Source organism: Streptomyces sp. NPDC034099 (assembly GCF_055575415.1).
The window spans coordinates 197,559-214,326 of record NZ_JBVISR010000004.1 but is presented as its reverse complement, the minus strand read 5'-3'; the positions used below and the strand labels follow the sequence as shown (position 1 = coordinate 214,326).

Below are 16,768 nucleotides of genomic sequence, written 5' to 3'. Positions count from 1 at the left end.
TCACATCTGATAACGTTCTCGTAGTTGAGAGCGATCGAGAGAGGCGGAGCCTTGCCCGAAACCGACCTGACGGTCACCGCGGACGACGGAACCCTGCTGGCCGGCACCCTGAGCCTGCCCGCCGGCCCCGGACCGCACCCCGCCGTCCTCCTGCTGCACGGTTCGGGCCCGCTGGACCGCGAGGGCAACACGCGCAAACTGCCGCTGAACCTCGGGCGCCCGCTGGCCGACGCCCTGGCCGACGCGGGCATTGCCACGCTGCGCTACGACCGGCGCGGCGCGGGAGCCACGCCCGGCGTCTGGGAGGAGACCGGCTTCACCGACAACCGCCGCGACGCGAGCGCGGCCCTGCGGACCCTCGCCGCCCACCCGGACATACACCCCGACGCCGTCGGCGTCGTCGGCCACAGCGAAGGCGCCCTGCACGCGATGACCCTCGCCGCCCGGCACGAGGTGGCGGCGGCGGTGCTGCTGGCCGGGTTCGCCCGCGAGGGTGAGTCGGCCTTCCGCTGGCAGGCGGCGTCGGTCTTCGGCGGTCTGCCCGGCCCGGTCCGCCTGCTGCGCCGCCCGCTGGGTGCCCTGGCCGAGCGCGTCCTGGCCCGCGTCAAGCGCACCCGCACCGACGTGGCGCGCATCGCCGGTCTCCTCCCGGTCAACGCGCGCTGGATGCGCGAGATGCTCGTTCACGACTCCCGCGACGACCTGGCCGCCGTTCCGGCCGTGGTCCCCGTCCTGGCCGTCACCGGCGACAAGGACATCCAGGTCCCGCCCGCCGACCTCGACGAGATCCGACGCCTGGTGCCGGGCGGCGACACCGAGATCCACCGCGTCCCCGACCTGACCCACCTGCTGCGCCGCGACACCGGCCGGCCGACGGTCCGCACCTACCGGCGCCTCCTGCGCGAGCCGGTCGATCCCGCACTGCTCACCCTCGTCGCCGACTGGCTCGAGTCCCGCCTGCGGGAGCCCTCGCGCACGCCCTCGGACGAACGGCGAGCCACCCGCCCCTGACCGGCCACTTACGCACTGACGCTCTGACGCACGACACCACCCGACCACGGACAACCGAAGGTTTGGCATGCCCACTTCACAGACCGCGTCGCACGGCCCTTCACTCACCTCACTCGACGCCTCCGTCCCCACCCCCGGTCGCTCCTACCGCGCCGACCTGTCCCTCTTCATGGTCATCGCCTTCGCCGTGAGCTGGCTCTCCTGGGGTGTGGCGATCGCGCTGGGCGGCACGGAGGCGAACGCGGCCGCCAACGCCCCGTACATGCTCGGCGCCTTCGGCCCCCTGGTTGGCGCCCTCGTGCTCCGCGTCCGCCGCCGCCGACGCGGCGAACCGGTCCCCGGGCACGTGGTCCCCTTCCGGCCGGCGCTGCTGCCCAAGGCCCTGCTCCTGCTGGTGCTGGGCTCCGCGACCGTCCTGGCCGCCGCCCTGCTGGCGAGCCGGGCGGGCGGCCCCGAGCTGAGCCTGGACGTGGCGAAGGACGCCGTCGGGGGCTTCGGCGGACCCGCGGCGTTCCTCGTCTCCATGCTGGTCAGTGGCCCGCTGTCCGAGGAGCCGGGCTGGCGGGGCACCGCCTACCCGAGGCTGCGCGAGAAGCTGGGCACCTTCCGGGTCTGCCTGGTCCTGGGCGTCACCTGGGCCGTGTGGCACCTCCCGCTGTTCTTCATCGACGGCACCGTCCAGCACGACCTGGGCCTCGCCACCCCGAGCGGCGTCCTGTTCGTCGCCAGCAACATCCCGATGGCCATGCTGGTCACCGCCGCCTACGAGCGCGCCGGCATCGTCGCCTCGATCGCGGTGCACTTCGCGGTCAACACGACGATGATCCTGCTCGCCGTGGAGGAGCCCAAGGTCCAGGCCATGATCATCGGCATTCAGACCCTCACCGTGACGGTCCTCCTCCTCACCCGCCGCACGGGACGACGCCACCCGTAAACTCCGCGACCATGGCGGACGATCTCCGGTTGACGGTCCTCGGCAGCGCGAGCCCCTACCCCCGGGCAGGGAACCCCTGCTCGGGGTACCTCGTCGAGGGCGGCGGCGCCCGGCTGTGGATGGACGCCGGAAGCGGCACGCTCGGCGCGCTGCGCGGGCACGTACGGCTGGACCAGCTCGACGGCATCTGGATCTCCCACCTGCACGCGGACCACTGCGCCGACCTGCTGACCGCGTACTACGGCCTGCTCTACGCGGATGTCGAACCCGCCGCCCCCGTCCCCCTGCTGGCGCCGCCGGGCACCGCGGACCGGCTCGCCGGCTTCCTCACCAACGGCCCGCGGCGGAGCCCGGTCGAGGACGCCTTCCGAGTCGTCGAACTCCACGACCACCACCGCGCCCGGATCGGCGGCCTCACCCTCACCAGCCGCGCCGTGTCGCACGGGATGCCCGCCTTCGGGGTTCGCGTCGAGACCGAGGACGGCGCCTGCCTCGCCTACTCCGGGGACAGCGCCCCCTGCGAGGCCCTCACCGCGCTCGCCGACGACTGCGCCGTGCTGCTGTGCGAGGCCGACTCCGCGCAGGCGCCGCCGGCCGGCACCGTGCCGGTGCATCACACCCCGGAGGACGCGGGGACCACCGCCGCCACCGCCGGCGCGCACCGCCTGGTCGTCACCCACCTCGGCCCGTTCCTGGAACCGTCCGCCGCCCTCGACCGCGCGGCGACGCGCTACGAGGGCCCGGTGGAGTACGCGGCGCCCGGCAGGACCATCGCGGTGAGGTGAGCGATCCCGGTCCCTGGCCGCATCGGCTTCGCGCGGCCCGGTCCGCCCACCGGGCTACGCGACGGGGAAGTCGAAGTAGGTGTCCGGGTGCGGTTCGTCCTTCAACGTGTAATGCCACCATTCGCAGTCGTAGGAGTCGAAACCGCAGTCCCCCATGATCGAGCGCAGCCGCCGACGGTTCGCCGCCTCGGCCCGCGTGATTCCCGGTGCGCCATGATGCGATATCGCGTCCATGAGGTCGTGGTCACCGCCCATCGGGGCGAGTTCACCGGTCGTCAGGTGATACAGCGTCAGATCCACGGTGCCGCCCCGGCTGTGGCCCGACCTGGCTGCCACGTACCCCCGGTCGAACATCTCGGCCCGGCCGATGTTCGGATAGTGCCGCGCCTTCGTCCGGCCGTCCTCCGGCTGTTGGGACCAGCGGAGGAAGCAGTCCACGGCCCGCTGCGGGCGGTAGCCGTCCCAGAGGAGCAGCCCGAAACCGAGGGACTCGGCCCGCTCCTCCGCCCTGCCCAGCGCCGCGCACAGGGCCTTCGTGCCGACGATCCGGTTCGCCAGGTACCCGTCCACCGGTTTGCCGGTGAAGTTGTCCCAGGTGGCGTACTTGGCGTCCCACCGTATTCCCGGCACCAGCTCATCCACGAAGGCGAAGTCCCCGGTCATCGGAGCTTCCCCGTCAACGCCAGCGACACCGTCCGGTCGATCACTTCGGAGAGCGGCAGCCCGGCGGCCGCCATCATCCGCGGATAGCGGCTGTACGAGGTCAGACCGGGCAGGGTGTTGACCTCGTTGAGGACGACTTCACCGTCGTCCTTGAGGAACATGTCCACCCGCGACAGCCCCCTGCATCCCAGGGCGCGGTACACGGCCTTCGCGGTCTCCCGGACGAGCGACCGCGCCTCGGCCGGGATGTCGGCGGGAACGACCGCCGTCGAGTTCTCCGAACCTCTTTCCGGCTCCTCCTCCTGGTGGATCCGGAAGAACCCGTGGGAGAGGGCGATGCGATCCACTTCACCCGTGACCAGTTCCAGGTCGTTCCCCAGGACGGCGCAGCCGATCTCGCTGCCGACGACGGCCTCTTCGATCAGCACCTTCGCGTCGTACCGCCGGGCGGTCTCCACCGCCGCCGGCAGGTCCTCGGGCCGGGACACCTTGCTGACGCCGAAGGACGACCCCGAACGGGCCGGCTTCACGAAGACGGGATACGTGAGCCCGTCGGGATCGACGCGCTCGTCCCCCGTCACGGTCCGGAAGTCCGGCGTGGCGATCCCCGCGCTCCGGGCGACGACGTACGCCAGGGACTTGTCCATGCAGACGGCGGAACTCTGGACGTCGCAGCCCACGTACGGAATGCCGGAGAGCTCCAGCAGTCCCTGTGCCGCACCGTCCTCGCCGAGGGTGCCGTGCAGGACGGGCAGGACGACGTCCAGGCGGATCGTCGCGTACCGCCCCTGCTCCAGGACGAGCAGTCCGTGGACGCCTCGGTCCGGCGACAGCACGGCCGGTCGGCAGTTGCCGTCCTCCCAGTCCGGACCGGGACCGTCGCAGAGTTTCCAGGCGCCGTCCCGCGTGATGCCCACGAAGAAGGGCTGGTACTTCTCGGTGTCGAGGTGGCGTGCGACCTCCTGGGCCGACTTGACGGAGACGGCGTGTTCTTCGGAAGAACCTCCGAACACGATGCCGATCTTCACTTTGGCCGACTCGTCCGACTTAGGCATGCTGTTCCCTGCTTCCGAAATTCAGGCAGTTGATGAGGGAGTTCTCGACCGTGTCCCGCAGGGCGTGGTCGGTGTAATAGGCGGTGTGCGGGCTGATGAGCACGTTCGGCATCTTCTGCAGGCGTGGCAGCAGGGTGCTTTCGATGGGCCTGTTCCTGCAGTCGGCGTAGAAGATCCCCTCCTCGCCTTCCAGGACATCCAGCGCCGCACCGCTCAACCTGCCGCTTTCCAGCGCCGCGACCAGGGCCCCGGTGTCGACGAGCGGGCCGCGTCCGGTGTTGATGACGAACGCGCCCTTTTTCATCCGCCGAATACGTCGCTCGTCGAGGAGGTGATGCGTATCCGCGCTCAGGGGAACGTGCAGCGTCACGATGTCGCTCGACCGCAGCAATTCGTCCAGGGGGACGTAATCGGCCGCGGTCCTCGGCCGGCTTCCATGAGCCAGGACACGGGGGCCAAAACCCCGCAGCCTGTCCACGACCGCCGCGCCGATCCGCCCCGTCCCGATCACCCCGACGGTCAGGTCGCGCAGCTCCCGGCCCCGCACCTCGTGCAACCGGTAGTCGTGCAGGTCCGTGCGGCGGACGGTGGCTTTCGCGTTGCGCACCGCCATCAGCATGAGCATCAGGGTGTAGTCAGCCACGCTGTCGGGGGAGTAGACGACGTTCTCGACGGATATGCCGATACGCGCCGCGTATTCCACGTCGATGTGATTGCAGCCGATGCTCCGGGTGGACATGTACGTCACACCGGCCTGACGGAGCGCGAGAAGGGCGGCCGGCGTGACCGGCGTCTTGTGCCCCACGCTGACGCACCGGTTTCCGGAGGCCAACTCGGCATTGCCTTCGGACACCGCGGCTTCCGTAAGCGTCGCCCTGATGCCGAAGCGGGGTGCCAACTGCCGGAACAGGACGGCCTCGTCCTGCCCGCAGCCGTACACCGTGATTCCCGTCGTCGGGACGACCGAGGAGATCGACGGGGCCGACGGGGCCGAGGAGGCCGGGGATGACGGGGAGGACGGGGAAAAGGTCATGCCCCCAGTCAAGGTGACCGGGTGTTGCCGTCGCGTATGCGCTTTTCGATATCCTGGCAATACATTACCGGCCGGTAAGGCGCGGGTGAGCCCTACGAGTTCGCGTAGACCCTCACCGCCCGCGCCGTCTCATGTAGAGGTCGAAGGTCCGGTAGACCAGCGGCCGCAGCGGCAGGTCCCACTCGCCCACGTACCGCACCGCCTGACCGCCGGTGCCGACCTTGAACTGGACCAGCCCGACGTGCGGGTCGTCGGTGTCGAGGGTCGGGGTGATGCCGCGCAGGTCGTAGACGTCGCAGCCGGCGGCCAGCGCGTCGCGGATCATCGCCCACTGGCAGGCGTTGGAGCCCCGCACCTCGCGCTTCGCGGTGGACGAGGCGCCGTAGGCGTACACCGCGTGGGTGCCGACGCGGATCATGACGGTGGCGGCGACCAGGTCGCCCCGGTGACGGGCCAGGTAGAGCCTGATCCGGTCGGGATCCTCGGCGCCGAGCACCGCGAACATGGTCTCGAAATAGCGCAGCGGCCGGGGCGTGAAGCGGTCGCGCTCGGCGGTGTGGACGTAGAGGTCGTGAAACGCCTTCACATCCTCCCGGCCCACGACCTGCCCGCCCGTGGCCTGACCCGCGACCCGGCCACCCCCGACCTGCCCGCCCGTGACCTCGACGCCCTCCTTGGCCGCCTTCTTGATGTTGCGCCGCCAGAGCTGGTTCATGCACCTGAGCAGGTCGTCCTCGGTCCGGCCGGCCAGCGGGACCTCGTACTTGAACTGCGGATGCCCGACCCCGAAGCCGTCCTCCGGGCTCTGCGGCAGCCAGCCCGCGTCCCTGAGCCGACCGGTCACCCGGGCGCCGACCGGGTCGGTCCGGTGGGCGGGCACATCGGTGAGCCGCCGCGTGCCCGGATCGGTGATGCCGTTCTTGATCGCGTCGGCGCTCCAGACGTCCGTGCGCACCGGCGGACCGAGCCGGATCGCGAACGCGCCGCCTGCCTTGAGGTGGGCGGCCAGCGGATCGAGCCACGCGTCGATGTCGCCCGTCCAGTCGATGACCGGGCCCTCGGGCAGATAGGCCAGGGTGAAGCGTTCGAGCCGCGGCACCGGCCGGTGCAGGACGAGCCCGGCGCCGACCAGATGGGGGCCGTCGTACCAACCGAGGGACTCGCTGCGCCACTCGGTCTTGACGCGCCCCCAGGCCGGGGTCTGCAGGAAGCTGACCGAGCGCTGTGCCCGCACGAACGCCAGGTGCTCGGCCGCGCTGATCGGCCGGACGGTCAGGTTCACGCCCGCCGCCCCGGACGGGTACCGCGAGGTCTGGGCCGCTGGTCGTGCTGGTTCGCTGTAGGACATGCCGCCAGTCAAGGCGGCGCGGTGTTGCCGACACGTATGCGGTTTTCGATACACCGGCGATATGTCCCGGCGAGGTCGGGCCAGGCTGCCCCGGTCCCGTCAGGCGACGTTCACCAGCTGACTCCGGCCGCCACCGGCAGATGGTCGCTGCCGGTGGCGGGCAGCACCCACGAACCTGTCGGCTGCACGCCGCGCACCAGGATCTGGTCGATCCGCGCCACCGGGAACTTCGCCGGCCAGCTGAAGCCGAAGCCGTCTCCGGCCGCGTCCTGGGCCGAGTGCAGCCGCGCGGTGATGCTCGCCAACGCGCGGTCGTCCAGGGTGCCGTTCAGGTCGCCGAGCAGCATCACCCGCTCACTCCGGTCGGCGGCGAGGACCTTGCCAAGCGCCTGCGCGTTCCGGTCGCGGGAGTCCGTCCAGAAGCCATCCCGGGGAGTGAGCCGTACGGAGCCGAGATGGGCCACGTACACCACCAGCGGACCCCGGTCCGTGGCCACCGTGGTGCGCAGCGCCCGGTTGCCGGCCAGCTGGACGTCGGCCGGTTTGGTGTCCGCGAGCGGCCCGTAGTCCGTCGCGATGTCGACCGGCCGCGTGTCCGACAGCGGCAGCCTGCTCCACAGCCCGACCGTGCCCTGCACCGTGTGATACGGATACGCCCCCGCCAGCTCCTTCTCGTACACCCCCCGGTCCTCCTCGGTGATCTCCTCCAGGGCCAGCACGTCCACTCCGGAGGCGACCAGGTCGCGGGCGGTGCCGACCGGGTCCGGATTCTCGGCGCCGACGTTGTGGGTGGCCACGGTGAGGTCGCCGCCCGGTTCGGACTTGTCGCCGAGGAGCCCGCCGAAGAGGCTCAGCCACACCGTGACCGGCAGCACCAGCGCGATCACCGCGGAAGGGGACCGGCGCCACAGCGCCCCGGCCGCGAGCAGAGGGACGAAGAGCCCGAACCACGGCAGGAAGGTCTCCACCAGACTGCCGAGGGACCCGATCCGGTTCGGGATCTGGCCGTGCAGCAGCATGACCAGACCCAGCAGCAGCGCGGCTGCCGTGAGTACAGGCCCCCGCTTCCACGCCCCCGACCCGACAGCACGACGGAACGCGGCACGAGGCAGCCGACTCGGTGCGGTCGCCGTTACTCTCGCTGCTTCTGTCTGTGCCGCTGCTTCTGGCGCTGATTCGGTTACCGAGGGCGCTGGCGGTGAGGTCTGACGCATGCTGTCAGTGAACGCGGCGCGGTGTTGCCGGCACGTATGCGGTTTTCGATATGCCGACGATATGCGCCCACTCGTAACCTCGACGGCATGCGTGTGCTGATTGTCGAGGACGAACCCTACCTGGCGGAGGCGATCCGCGACGGCCTGCGCCTGGAGGCGATCGCGGCCGACATCGCCGGGGACGGTGACACCGCGCTGGCGATGCTGAGCATCAACGCCTACGACATCGCCGTCCTCGACCGGGACATCCCCGGCCCGTCCGGCGACGAGATCGCCGCGCGCATCGTCGCCTCCGGCAGCGGCATGCCGATCCTCATGCTCACCGCGGCCGACCGCCTCGACGACAAGGCTTCCGGCTTCGGACTCGGCGCCGACGACTACCTCACCAAGCCGTTCGAACTGCAGGAGCTCGCGCTCAGGCTCCGGGCACTCGACCGCAGGCGCGCCCACAGCAGGCCGCCCGTGCGGGAGATCGCGGGTCTGCGCGTCGACCCGTTCCGCAGGGAGGTCTACCGGGACGGCCGCTATGTCGCGCTGACCAGGAAGCAGTTCGCAGTGCTCGAAGTGCTGGTCGCCGCGGAGGGCGGTGTCGTCAGCGCCGAGGAACTCCTGGAACGGGCGTGGGACGAGAACGCCGACCCCTTCACCAACGCCGTCCGCATCACCGTCTCGGCCCTGCGCAAGCGCCTCGGCGAACCGTGGACCATCGCCACCGTGCCGGGCGTCGGCTATCGCATCGACACGGGGGCCGCCCCCGGCCATGACGGTGGTGACCGTGGCTAGACGGCCCGGCTTGAGCGTCCGCCTCAAACTCACCCTCAGCTACGCCGGCTTCCTCATGCTCGCGGGGGCCCTGCTGCTCGTAGCCGTGGGAGTGTTCCTCGTGCGGCAGGGGTGGTTGATCACCAATGAGTGGGGGTCGGTGAAAGCGACTCCGGGCACGATCTTCCTCCGCAGTTTCGCCCCGACGGCAGCCGCGCTCATGGTGTTCCTCCTGGTGTTCGGCCTCCTGGGCGGATGGTTCCTCGCCGGACGGATGCTCGCCCCCCTGGACCGCATCACCCACGCCACCCGCACGGCCGAGGCCGGATCGCTGTCCCACCGGATCCGGCTGCCGGGCCGCAAGGACGAGTTCCGCGAACTCGCCGACGCCTTCGACACGATGCTCGCCCGCCTCGAAGCCCATGTGGCCGAGCAGCAGCGCTTCGCGGCCAACGCCTCGCACGAGCTGCGCACCCCGCTGGCCGTCTCGAAGGCCCTCCTGGACGTGGCCCGCACCGACCCGGACCAGGACACCGACGAGATCATGGACCGCCTCCACTCCGTGAACACCCGGGCGATCGACCTCACCGAGGCCCTGCTCCTGCTCAGCCGTGCCGGCCAGCGCTCCTTCACGCGGGAGCACGTCGACCTGTCCCTCCTCGCGGAAGAGGCCACCGAAACCCTGCTCCCCCTCGCGGAGAGACACGGCATCACCCTCGAAACCGGCGGCGAGGTGACCCCCGCCCTCGGATCGCCGACCCTCCTCCTGCAACTGACGACGAACCTCGTCCACAACGCGATCGTCCACAACCTCCCCCAGGGGGGCAGAGTCCGGGTCCACACCACCCCCGGCCCCCGCACCTCGCTGCTCACCGTCGAGAACACCGGCGAACGGATCAGCCCCGACCAGGCCTCGACCCTCACGGAACCATTCCAACGCGGCACGGAACGCGTACACACCGACCACCCGGGCGTCGGCCTCGGCCTGGCCATCGTCAACACCATCACCCAGGCCCACGACGGCACCCTCACCCTCACCCCCCGCCCCTCCGGCGGCCTCCGTATCACCGTGGAACTCCCGAGGAGCCACCCGCACACCGGAAGGTGAGCGACGGCACTGTCACTGGGGGGTGGTCGCACGGGATTCCTTGGGTGGACTACGGTGCCGACATGACTACCGGGACGGCATCGCGCCACACACGGACGGGTGACCCGGTGCCCTTCTGAGCGTCGTACGGGCGGGCGCGCGCCCGCTGTCGGATCGAGGGCCCTGCGCCGCAGCGCGGGCTCCACCTCCGTCGTGTTGATCACAGCCTTGGCACATCAACCACGACAGGAGAACCCATGCCCACCAAAACGCTGCGGATCCCCACCACGGACGGCCGGGCCGACGCCTTCGCCGCCTTCCCCGACGACGGCGAGCGGCACCCGGGGGTGCTGATGTACGCGGACGCCTTCGGCATCCGGCCCGCGCTGCGGGAGATGGCCCGCGAACTGGCCGGTCACGGGTACTACGTACTCGTCCCCAACTTCTTCTACCGGCACGGCCCGGCACCGGTGGTCGAACTTCCCGAGCACATAGGAGAAGAGGGCCGGCCCGCGCTCGTCGCCCAACTGATGCCCCTGATCGAGACGCTCACCGCCGAACGCGCGGTGAGCGACGCCGACGCCTACCTCAGGTTCCTCACCGCCCAGCCCGAGGTCGGCTCCGGACCGGTCGCGGTGACCGGCTACTGCATCGGCGGCCTCCTGGCGGTGCGTACCGCCGTGGCCCACCCGCGCCAGGTGGCCGCTCTCGCCGTGTTCCACGGCCCCGTGGGGGCGGACGGACCCGACGCCCTCGCGAGGATCACCGCCCAGGTCCACTTCGCCCATGCCGAAACCGACCTGTCGTCCGAGGCTCTCGGTGAGCTCAACGCGGCCCTGGACGCCGCGGGTGTCGACTACACCTCGGAGATCTACCCCGGCACCGTCCACGGCTTCACCATGCCCGACACCGACACCTACAACGCGGCCGCACTGCGACGTCACTGGGACCACCTGATCCCCCTGCTCGACCGCACCCTGGTCAACGACTGAGTCGTCGGTGAGCAGACCGGCCCCCTTCACCCGACGAGTCTCCGCGCGCCGCGGTGTCGAACCGGGAGAGGGGGGACGGTCTCGTCCTTCTCAGAGGCGGTCGCCCCGACCCCAGAAACGCCGTCAGGGACCCGATCCGCACTGCGGATCAGGCCCCTGACCTGGAACTTCACTGTCGGGGTGGCGGGATTTGAACCCACGACCTCTTCGTCCCGAACGAAGCGCGCTACCAAGCTGCGCCACACCCCGATCGTCGCTGCTCGTCGCGGCGACGTCGTTTACTTTAGCCCACCGGTGGCCGGAGACGAAATCCGGTTTATCGGGGGCGGCGGAGCGGGTCCGGGCGCATGTGGTCCAGGGCGACGAGGAGTACGGCCAGGGCGTAGAGGGCGAGGCCGATGAGGAGGGCGTTGCCCAGGACGATCTTGTAGCCGTGCTGGTCGACGTCGAGGAAGGGGTAGAGGTAGCGGTCCTGGGAGCCGGGGCCGAGCAGCGCGCCGCGGGTCAGGGAGAAGGCCAGGTAGGCCAGGGGGTAAAGGAGCCAGACGGGGGCCTGGCGCAGGTGCAGGCGGCCGGCGGGGGTGAGGAGGAGCCAGTCCAGGATCGCGGCCATCGGTACCGCCGTGTGGAGGATGTGGGTCGCGGCGGTCTGCCAGGCCGTGCCGGTGCCGTCCGCCGCCGCGAAGGGGCTCGACGCGTGGGCCAGGAGCACGTGGTGGACCAGGGCCGCGGCGAGGACGTAGAACAGGGCCGCGCCCGTGAGGGCGCCCGGCAGTGGGTGGTGGGCGGACCAGGCGCACCGAGCGGAGACGAGCATGACCAGCGCCAGCAGGATGCCGCTCTGGATCGTGAAGTGGCTCAGGGCCGTCGCGGGCGCACCGCCGGTGAGTTCCATCCCTACGCCGGTGAGGGCCAGCAGGGCGATCAGGCCGCGGAAGACGGCGACCGTGCGACGGCGGGCCGGGATCAGTACGGCGCGGGCCGGTACGACGGTGGGCGGCAGGACGACGTGGCCCGGGATCGGGGGGAGGTCCGGGATGTCCCTGGGTATCGGGGCTGTCATGGCCTCAAGGTAGACAGACCGGACATCGCGGGCTATGCGGGTGGGCCGTGTGGGTTACCCCCGGCCCCGGCGCCCTGGACCCTCTCCCCCCGGGACCCTCTCCCCCCTCCCCGGAACTCTCAGCTCTCCCGGCCCACCAGCGTCAGCAGCGTCGCCTCCGGAGGACAGGCGAAGCGGAACGGGGTGTAGCGGTTCGCGCCGCAGCCGGCCGAGACGTGGAGGTAGGACGTGTGACCCCCGGACGTGTGCGTGGACAGGCCCTTCACGCGGTCGGTGTCCAGGTCGCAGTTGGTGACCAGGGCGCCGTAGAAGGGGATGCACAGCTGGCCGCCGTGGGTGTGGCCGGCCAGGATCAGGGGGTAGTCGTCCGCCGTGTAGGCGTCCAGGACACGCAGGTACGGGGCGTGCACCACGCCCATCGAGAAGTCGGCCGCGCCGGACGGGCCGCCGGCCACCTCCGCGTACCGGTCCCGCTTGATGTGCGGGTCGTCCAGTCCCGTCAGCTCGACCGACACGCCCTCGATCTTCAACGAGCCGCGGGTGTTCGTGAGGTTCTGCCAGCCCGCGGCGTCGAACCCGTCGCGCAGGTCCTCCCACGGGTTGTGGACGGCTCCCACGACCGGCGGGTTGCCGTTGAGGCCGTGGCGGCCCTGGACCTTCTCGAGCAGGTACCGGGCGGGGTTGCGGGGCCTGGGCCCGTAGTAGTCGTTGGAGCCGAAGACGTAGGCGCCCGGGAACTCCATCAGGGGGCCCAGGGCGTCCAGGACCTCGGGGACGCCCTCCGGGTCGGACAGGTTGTCGCCGGTGTTGATCACGAAGTCGGGGCGCAGCCCGGCCAGCGAGCGCAGCCAGCGCTGCTTCTTGCGCTGACCGCCGACCATGTGGATGTCGGAGACCTGGAGCACCCGCAGGGGACGCATCCCGGACGGGAGGACGGGGACCGTCACCCGCCGGAGGCGGAAGGAGCGGGGCTCGATCCCGGCCGCGTAGATCAGACCGGCGGTGCCAACCGCCGTGATTCCCAGGGGTACTCCGTATCGCGCGCGCATACGTCCATCGTGTCAGAAGCGGTGGGGAAGCGGCGGTGGAGGCCGTCCGTGGCCGCCTTCGCCGGGGGCGCGGAAATCAGCGGGCGCCTTTCCTCCCGCACCTGCGACAATCAGGTCCATGACCACGCTCAAGTCGAAGCTGCACGACGACCTCAACTCCGCGATCAAGGAGCGCGACGAGCTCCGCTCCTCGACGCTCCGGCTGACGCTGGCCGCGATCACCAAGGAGGAGGTCGCGGGGAAGGAGAAGCGGGAGCTCTCCGACGACGAGGTGCAGAAGGTGATCACCCGCGAGGCGAAGAAGCGTCGTGAGGCCGCCGAGGCCTTCGCCCAGGGTGGCCGCGCCGAGCAGGCCGAGCGGGAGAAGGCGGAGGGCGAGGTGCTCGCCGCCTACCTGCCGAAGCAGCTCTCCGACGACGAGCTGAACGCGATCGTCGCGCAGGCCGTCGAGGAGGCGAAGGCGGCCGGTGCCGAGGGCCCGCGCGCCATGGGTGCCGTGATGAAGATCGTGAACCCGAAGGTGGCCGGGCAGGCCGAGGGCGGCCGGGTCGCCGCCGCGGTCAAGAAGCTCCTGGCCGGCTGAGCCAAGCCAAGTTCCTGGCCGGCTGACCGCCGAGGCCGTCCTTGTGACGCCGTAACGCGGGTGAGGGCCCCTCCGCGAACAGCGGAGGGGCCCTCACCCGGTGAAGGGGACGTCTCAGCGTCGCCCGCCGGGCCCGTTGCCCGGGCCCTGGATCAGGTTGCCCGGGAAGCCGCCGTCCCCGCCGCCGTTGCCGGTGCCGCCGTCGGTCAGGCCGGCGATGAAGCCTTCGTCGTCGCCGTTGTTCCCGTCGCCGTTGTTCCCGTCGTCGGGCTTGTCCTCGTCGCGGCCCTTGTCCTTGTCCTTGTTCTTGTCGCCGTCCGGGATGTCGACGAGGTTGAACGAGGGGGAGTCCTTGCCCTCCAGGGCGCCGGTCATGGCGTCCTTCCAGATCGGGCCGGGGACCGCGCCACCGAAGACGAGGGGGTGGTAGACGCCGCCGATCGTGATGTTCTTCATCTCGACCTTCTGGCTGGCGCTGCCCACCCAGACGGCGCCCGACATGTTCGGCGTGTAGCCGACGAACCAGGCGTTCTTGCGCTCGTCGGTCGTACCCGTCTTGCCGGCGTTGTCGCGGTCGCTCAGACCGGCCGCCTTACCGGTACCGGAGTCGACCACACCCTGCAGCAGGGTGTTCACGCTGTCCGCGGTCTTCTCCGTCATCGCACGCGAGCACGTCGACTTCGGGACCTCCAGCGACTTCTGCTTGTTGCCGACCTTCTGGGTGATCGACTCGATCGCGACCGGCGTGCAGTACATGCCGCGCGAGGCGAAGGTGGCGTAGGCGCTCGCCATCGTCAGCGGGGACATACCGACCGAGCCGAGGGCGAGGGCGGAGGGGTTCTGCGGCAGCTTGTCGCCGTTGCCCTGGTGGACGTGGAGCTTGTCCGCCATGGAGGAGACCGGGCACAGCCCGATGTCGGCGAGCATCTGGACGAAGTAGGTGTTGACCGACTTGGCCATCGCCTCCTTCAGCCGGTACGGGCCGACCTCCGACTCGTTCTCGTTCTCGACGCGGTAGCCCGAGTCGTTGATCCAGGGCTTGTCGCAGGTCTGGATGGGGCTCGGGTAGTCCATGTCGTACGGCGACGCGTACTCCTTCGTCGCCGGTACGTTCTCCTCCAGGGCCGCGGCCGCCAGGAAGGGCTTGAACGTCGAACCCGTCGGGAAGCCGAAGTTCGAGCCGCCCGCGGCGTGGTCGACCGAGTAGTTGATCTCGGTCTCGTTCTTGCCGTAGCCGTACGGCTTCGACTGGCCCATCGCGACGATCCGGCCGGTGCCCGGTTCGACGAGCGTGCTCGCCGCGGCGACCGAGTCCGACTTGTCGACGTGGTCCCTGAGCGACTGGTGCACCGACTCCTGGGCCTGCGGGTCGAGCGTCGTGCGGATGGTCAGGCCGCCCTGGTTCCAGACCTTGGCCCGCTCCTTGCGGGTCTTGCCGAAGACCGGTTCGCTCAGGAAGACCTCGCGCACGTAGTCGCAGAAGAAGCTCGCGTCGTTCACGGCCGTGATGCAGCCGTTCTTCGGCTTGCTGACCTTCAGCCCGAGCGGTGCCTTCTTCGCCTTCTCGGCCTGGGCCGGCGAGATGTCGCCGACCTGGGCCATGCGCGTCAGGACGACGTTGCGCCGCTTGGTGGCCTCCGCCTCGTCGTTGACCGGGTCGTACCGGCTGGGCGACTGGACGATGCCGGCCAGGAGGGCGGCCTCCTGGACGTTGAGGTCCTTGGCGTGCTTGGAGAAGTAGCGCTGGGAGGCCGCCTCGACCCCGTAGGCCTGCTGGCCGAAGAACGTGATGTTCAGGTAGTTCTCGAGGATCTTCTTCTTGCCCAGCTCCTCCTCGACCTGGATCGCGAGCTTCAGCTCCTGGATCTTGCGGCCGATGGTCTGCTGGGTGGCCTGGGCGACCTTCGTCGGGTCGTCGCCCGCCTCCTCCACGAAGACGTTCTTGACGTACTGCTGGGTGAGCGTGGACGCACCCTCGGAGACCCCGCCGCTGCGGGCGTTCTTGTTGAGGGCGCGCAGCACACCCTTCAGGTCGACCGCGCCGTGCTCGTAGAAGCGCGAGTCCTCGATCGCGACGATCGCCTTCTGCATGTACGGCGAGATGTCCTTGAGGTCGACCACCGTGCGGTCGCGCGAGTAGACCGTGGCGATGGTGCCGCCCTCGGCGTCGAGGATGGCGGTGCGCTGGCTCAGCGGGGGAGTCTTCAGGTTGGCCGGGAGGGCGTCGAAGCTCTCCACCGACCCCTTGGCCGCCAGCCCCAGCGCACCCACCGCGGGCAACGCGATGCCGGCCAGCACTGCTCCCGCGAGGACACTGACACCGAGGAACTTGGCGGCCTGCTGCGTTGGCGACAGACCACCGCCCGAGCGCTTCTTTGGCATGGAGGCAGCCTACGTTCTCATTCGCCGGACACGCGTATATGCCTTGGCCTAAGCTGCACTCAACTGTCACAGCAGTGAGGCCACGTATCAATACGTCCGGCGACCCCGAATCGTTCCGGATCCGCTCGAATTTTTTCCGAGGGGGGCCCGCTGGGGGCGCGTTGGTGTGTACCGGCGCGTGCCACGGCGTGGGGAGTGCGTGTCCGAATCCGCCTTGTGTGTCAATCGGTGTCCGTTGTGGCGCAACAGAGATGACCCGTATGTCGGGATCGTCGTGCATGTCGCCAGCTCACTCCCCCGGGTGATCTGCCGCTTACCCATAGTCCGTTCGGGCCATTCAAGATTGGGCCCGAAGGGGGTGTTGCGCTGTGCCCACCTTCCGTAACGTCCTCAACTGGCGGCGGTGAATATGCCGCTGCCGCCGTGGGGGAGCCTCGATTCGGGAGAGGACGGCGCCGGTATGGGCTGGGTAACCGACTGGAGTGCGCAGGCCGCCTGCCGCACTACCGATCCGGACGAACTGTTCGTTCAGGGAGCAGCGCAGAACAGGGCCAAGGCGGTGTGCACCGGATGTCCGGTGCGGACCGAGTGCCTGGCCGACGCGCTCGACAACCGCGTCGAGTTCGGCGTGTGGGGAGGCATGACGGAGCGGGAGCGCCGCGCACTGCTGCGCAGGCGGCCCACCGTGACGTCCTGGCGCCGGCTCCTGGAGACGGCGCGGACGGAGTACGAACGAGGGGTCGGCATCGTGCCCCTCGACGACGACGAGGTGTACGAGAACTACGCGGCCGTGGGCTGACCCCCACC

16 protein-coding genes and 1 tRNA gene are annotated in these 16,768 nt (G+C 70.3%); 8 read left to right on the top strand and 9 right to left on the bottom strand.

The features are described from left to right. The first annotated feature begins 51 nt into the window (after positions 1 to 51). The 3 genes from ACZ56V_RS13415 (at position 52) to ACZ56V_RS13405 (ending at position 2,730) form a co-directional block, all read left to right on the top strand. Positions 52 to 1,011: an alpha/beta hydrolase family protein gene (locus ACZ56V_RS13415; RefSeq protein WP_468942034.1), complete on the top strand. Its 960-nt coding sequence runs from the start codon at positions 52 to 54 to the stop codon at positions 1,009 to 1,011. Between the two features lie 67 nt (positions 1,012 to 1,078). Further along, the gene (locus tag ACZ56V_RS13410; RefSeq protein ID WP_468942031.1) at positions 1,079 to 1,945 is read left to right on the top strand and encodes a lysostaphin resistance A-like protein; all 867 of its coding nucleotides are present in this window, start codon (positions 1,079 to 1,081) and stop codon (positions 1,943 to 1,945) included. 11 nt (positions 1,946 to 1,956) lie between these two features. Further along, positions 1,957 to 2,730 (top strand): MBL fold metallo-hydrolase, encoded by a 774-nt coding sequence (locus tag ACZ56V_RS13405; RefSeq protein ID WP_468942028.1) that lies wholly within the window; start codon positions 1,957 to 1,959, stop codon positions 2,728 to 2,730. A gap of 54 nt (positions 2,731 to 2,784) precedes the next feature. Here the strand turns inward: ACZ56V_RS13405 and vanX are convergent, their stop codons facing one another. The 5 genes from vanX to ACZ56V_RS13380 form a co-directional block, all read right to left on the bottom strand. After that, on the bottom strand, positions 2,785 to 3,393 hold the full coding sequence (gene vanX, locus ACZ56V_RS13400; protein WP_398911687.1) for a D-Ala-D-Ala dipeptidase VanX: 609 nt from the start codon (positions 3,391 to 3,393) through the stop codon (positions 2,785 to 2,787). Further along, a complete protein-coding gene (gene vanA-Sc / locus ACZ56V_RS13395) occupies positions 3,390 to 4,448 on the bottom strand; it encodes a D-alanine--(R)-lactate ligase VanA-Sc (RefSeq protein ID WP_468942025.1) in 1,059 nt (352 codons plus the stop codon). The genes vanX and vanA-Sc overlap by 4 nt, the downstream gene beginning before the upstream one ends. After that, positions 4,441 to 5,481 carry a D-lactate dehydrogenase VanH gene (gene vanH, locus ACZ56V_RS13390; protein WP_467378995.1) on the bottom strand — a complete coding sequence of 347 codons (1,041 nt, stop codon included), beginning with the start codon at positions 5,479 to 5,481 and terminating at the stop codon, positions 4,441 to 4,443. The genes vanA-Sc and vanH overlap by 8 nt, the downstream gene beginning before the upstream one ends. Before the next feature lie 112 nt (positions 5,482 to 5,593). Next, entirely contained in the window at positions 5,594 to 6,829 is a 1,236-nt protein-coding gene (locus ACZ56V_RS13385; RefSeq protein ID WP_468942022.1) for a lipid II:glycine glycyltransferase FemX, read from the bottom strand. 110 nt (positions 6,830 to 6,939) lie between these two features. Beyond that, positions 6,940 to 7,848, bottom strand: coding sequence for an endonuclease/exonuclease/phosphatase family protein (locus tag ACZ56V_RS13380; RefSeq protein ID WP_468942019.1), 909 nt, complete (start codon positions 7,846 to 7,848; stop codon positions 6,940 to 6,942). Positions 7,849 to 8,130: 282 nt separating this feature from the next. Between ACZ56V_RS13380 and ACZ56V_RS13375 the strand changes: the two genes are divergently transcribed. The 3 genes from ACZ56V_RS13375 to ACZ56V_RS13365 all read left to right on the top strand — a co-directional run bounded on the left by ACZ56V_RS13375 (position 8,131) and on the right by ACZ56V_RS13365 (position 10,884). Further along, complete coding sequence (locus ACZ56V_RS13375) at positions 8,131 to 8,826, top strand: response regulator transcription factor (RefSeq protein WP_467378998.1); 696 nt, start codon at positions 8,131 to 8,133, stop codon at positions 8,824 to 8,826. Beyond that, complete coding sequence (locus ACZ56V_RS13370) at positions 8,819 to 9,913, top strand: sensor histidine kinase (protein ID WP_467378999.1); 1,095 nt, start codon at positions 8,819 to 8,821, stop codon at positions 9,911 to 9,913. Before ACZ56V_RS13375 ends, ACZ56V_RS13370 begins: the two co-directional genes overlap by 8 nt. Positions 9,914 to 10,149: 236 nt before the next feature. Beyond that, positions 10,150 to 10,884 (top strand): dienelactone hydrolase family protein, encoded by a 735-nt coding sequence (locus ACZ56V_RS13365; protein ID WP_468942015.1) that lies wholly within the window; start codon positions 10,150 to 10,152, stop codon positions 10,882 to 10,884. A gap of 175 nt (positions 10,885 to 11,059) precedes the next feature. On the opposite strand, the gene ACZ56V_RS13360 is transcribed toward ACZ56V_RS13365, so the two are convergent. From ACZ56V_RS13360 to ACZ56V_RS13350, 3 genes are all read right to left on the bottom strand, one after another. Next, positions 11,060 to 11,133 (bottom strand) — tRNA-Pro (locus ACZ56V_RS13360). A gap of 67 nt (positions 11,134 to 11,200) precedes the next feature. Beyond that, complete coding sequence (locus ACZ56V_RS13355; RefSeq protein WP_468942012.1) at positions 11,201 to 11,947, bottom strand: Pr6Pr family membrane protein; 747 nt, start codon at positions 11,945 to 11,947, stop codon at positions 11,201 to 11,203. 119 nt (positions 11,948 to 12,066) lie between these two features. Continuing rightward, complete coding sequence (locus tag ACZ56V_RS13350) at positions 12,067 to 12,996, bottom strand: metallophosphoesterase (RefSeq protein ID WP_398911696.1); 930 nt, start codon at positions 12,994 to 12,996, stop codon at positions 12,067 to 12,069. Between the two features lie 118 nt (positions 12,997 to 13,114). Here ACZ56V_RS13350 and ACZ56V_RS13345 point away from each other — a divergent pair, with 118 nt between their 5' ends. Next, positions 13,115 to 13,579, top strand: a complete 465-nt coding sequence (locus tag ACZ56V_RS13345; RefSeq protein ID WP_052836419.1) for a GatB/YqeY domain-containing protein — start codon at positions 13,115 to 13,117, stop codon at positions 13,577 to 13,579. A gap of 114 nt (positions 13,580 to 13,693) precedes the next feature. On the opposite strand, the gene ACZ56V_RS13340 is transcribed toward ACZ56V_RS13345, so the two are convergent. Further along, complete coding sequence (locus ACZ56V_RS13340) at positions 13,694 to 15,961, bottom strand: transglycosylase domain-containing protein (RefSeq protein WP_468942008.1); 2,268 nt, start codon at positions 15,959 to 15,961, stop codon at positions 13,694 to 13,696. A gap of 460 nt (positions 15,962 to 16,421) precedes the next feature. On the opposite strand from ACZ56V_RS13340, the gene wblA reads away from it, so the two are divergent. After that, positions 16,422 to 16,760 carry a transcriptional regulator WblA gene (gene wblA / locus ACZ56V_RS13335; RefSeq protein ID WP_011029097.1) on the top strand — a complete coding sequence of 113 codons (339 nt, stop codon included), beginning with the start codon at positions 16,422 to 16,424 and terminating at the stop codon, positions 16,758 to 16,760. The last annotated feature ends 8 nt before the right edge of the window (positions 16,761 to 16,768 follow it).

What these genes read in the sequence shown, in the direction of transcription:
- ACZ56V_RS13410 (WP_468942031.1), top strand. Translation starts at nt 1,079, where the DNA reads ATGCCCACTTCACAGACCGCGTCGCACGGCCCTTCACTCACCTCACTC.
- ACZ56V_RS13405 (WP_468942028.1), top strand. Translation starts at nt 1,957, where the DNA reads ATGGCGGACGATCTCCGGTTGACGGTCCTCGGCAGCGCGAGCCCCTAC.
- vanX (WP_398911687.1), bottom strand. Translation starts at nt 3,393, where the DNA reads ATGACCGGGGACTTCGCCTTCGTGGATGAGCTGGTGCCGGGAATACGG.
- vanA-Sc (WP_468942025.1), bottom strand. Translation starts at nt 4,448, where the DNA reads ATGCCTAAGTCGGACGAGTCGGCCAAAGTGAAGATCGGCATCGTGTTC.
- vanH (WP_467378995.1), bottom strand. Translation starts at nt 5,481, where the DNA reads ATGACCTTTTCCCCGTCCTCCCCGTCATCCCCGGCCTCCTCGGCCCCG.
- ACZ56V_RS13385 (WP_468942022.1), bottom strand. Translation starts at nt 6,829, where the DNA reads ATGTCCTACAGCGAACCAGCACGACCAGCGGCCCAGACCTCGCGGTAC.
- ACZ56V_RS13380 (WP_468942019.1), bottom strand. Translation starts at nt 7,848, where the DNA reads ATGCTGCTGCACGGCCAGATCCCGAACCGGATCGGGTCCCTCGGCAGT.
- ACZ56V_RS13375 (WP_467378998.1), top strand. Translation starts at nt 8,131, where the DNA reads ATGCGTGTGCTGATTGTCGAGGACGAACCCTACCTGGCGGAGGCGATC.
- ACZ56V_RS13365 (WP_468942015.1), top strand. Translation starts at nt 10,150, where the DNA reads ATGCCCACCAAAACGCTGCGGATCCCCACCACGGACGGCCGGGCCGAC.
- ACZ56V_RS13355 (WP_468942012.1), bottom strand. Translation starts at nt 11,947, where the DNA reads ATGACAGCCCCGATACCCAGGGACATCCCGGACCTCCCCCCGATCCCG.
- ACZ56V_RS13350 (WP_398911696.1), bottom strand. Translation starts at nt 12,996, where the DNA reads ATGCGCGCGCGATACGGAGTACCCCTGGGAATCACGGCGGTTGGCACC.
- ACZ56V_RS13345 (WP_052836419.1), top strand. Translation starts at nt 13,115, where the DNA reads ATGACCACGCTCAAGTCGAAGCTGCACGACGACCTCAACTCCGCGATC.
- ACZ56V_RS13340 (WP_468942008.1), bottom strand. Translation starts at nt 15,961, where the DNA reads ATGCCAAAGAAGCGCTCGGGCGGTGGTCTGTCGCCAACGCAGCAGGCC.
- wblA (WP_011029097.1), top strand. Translation starts at nt 16,422, where the DNA reads ATGGGCTGGGTAACCGACTGGAGTGCGCAGGCCGCCTGCCGCACTACC.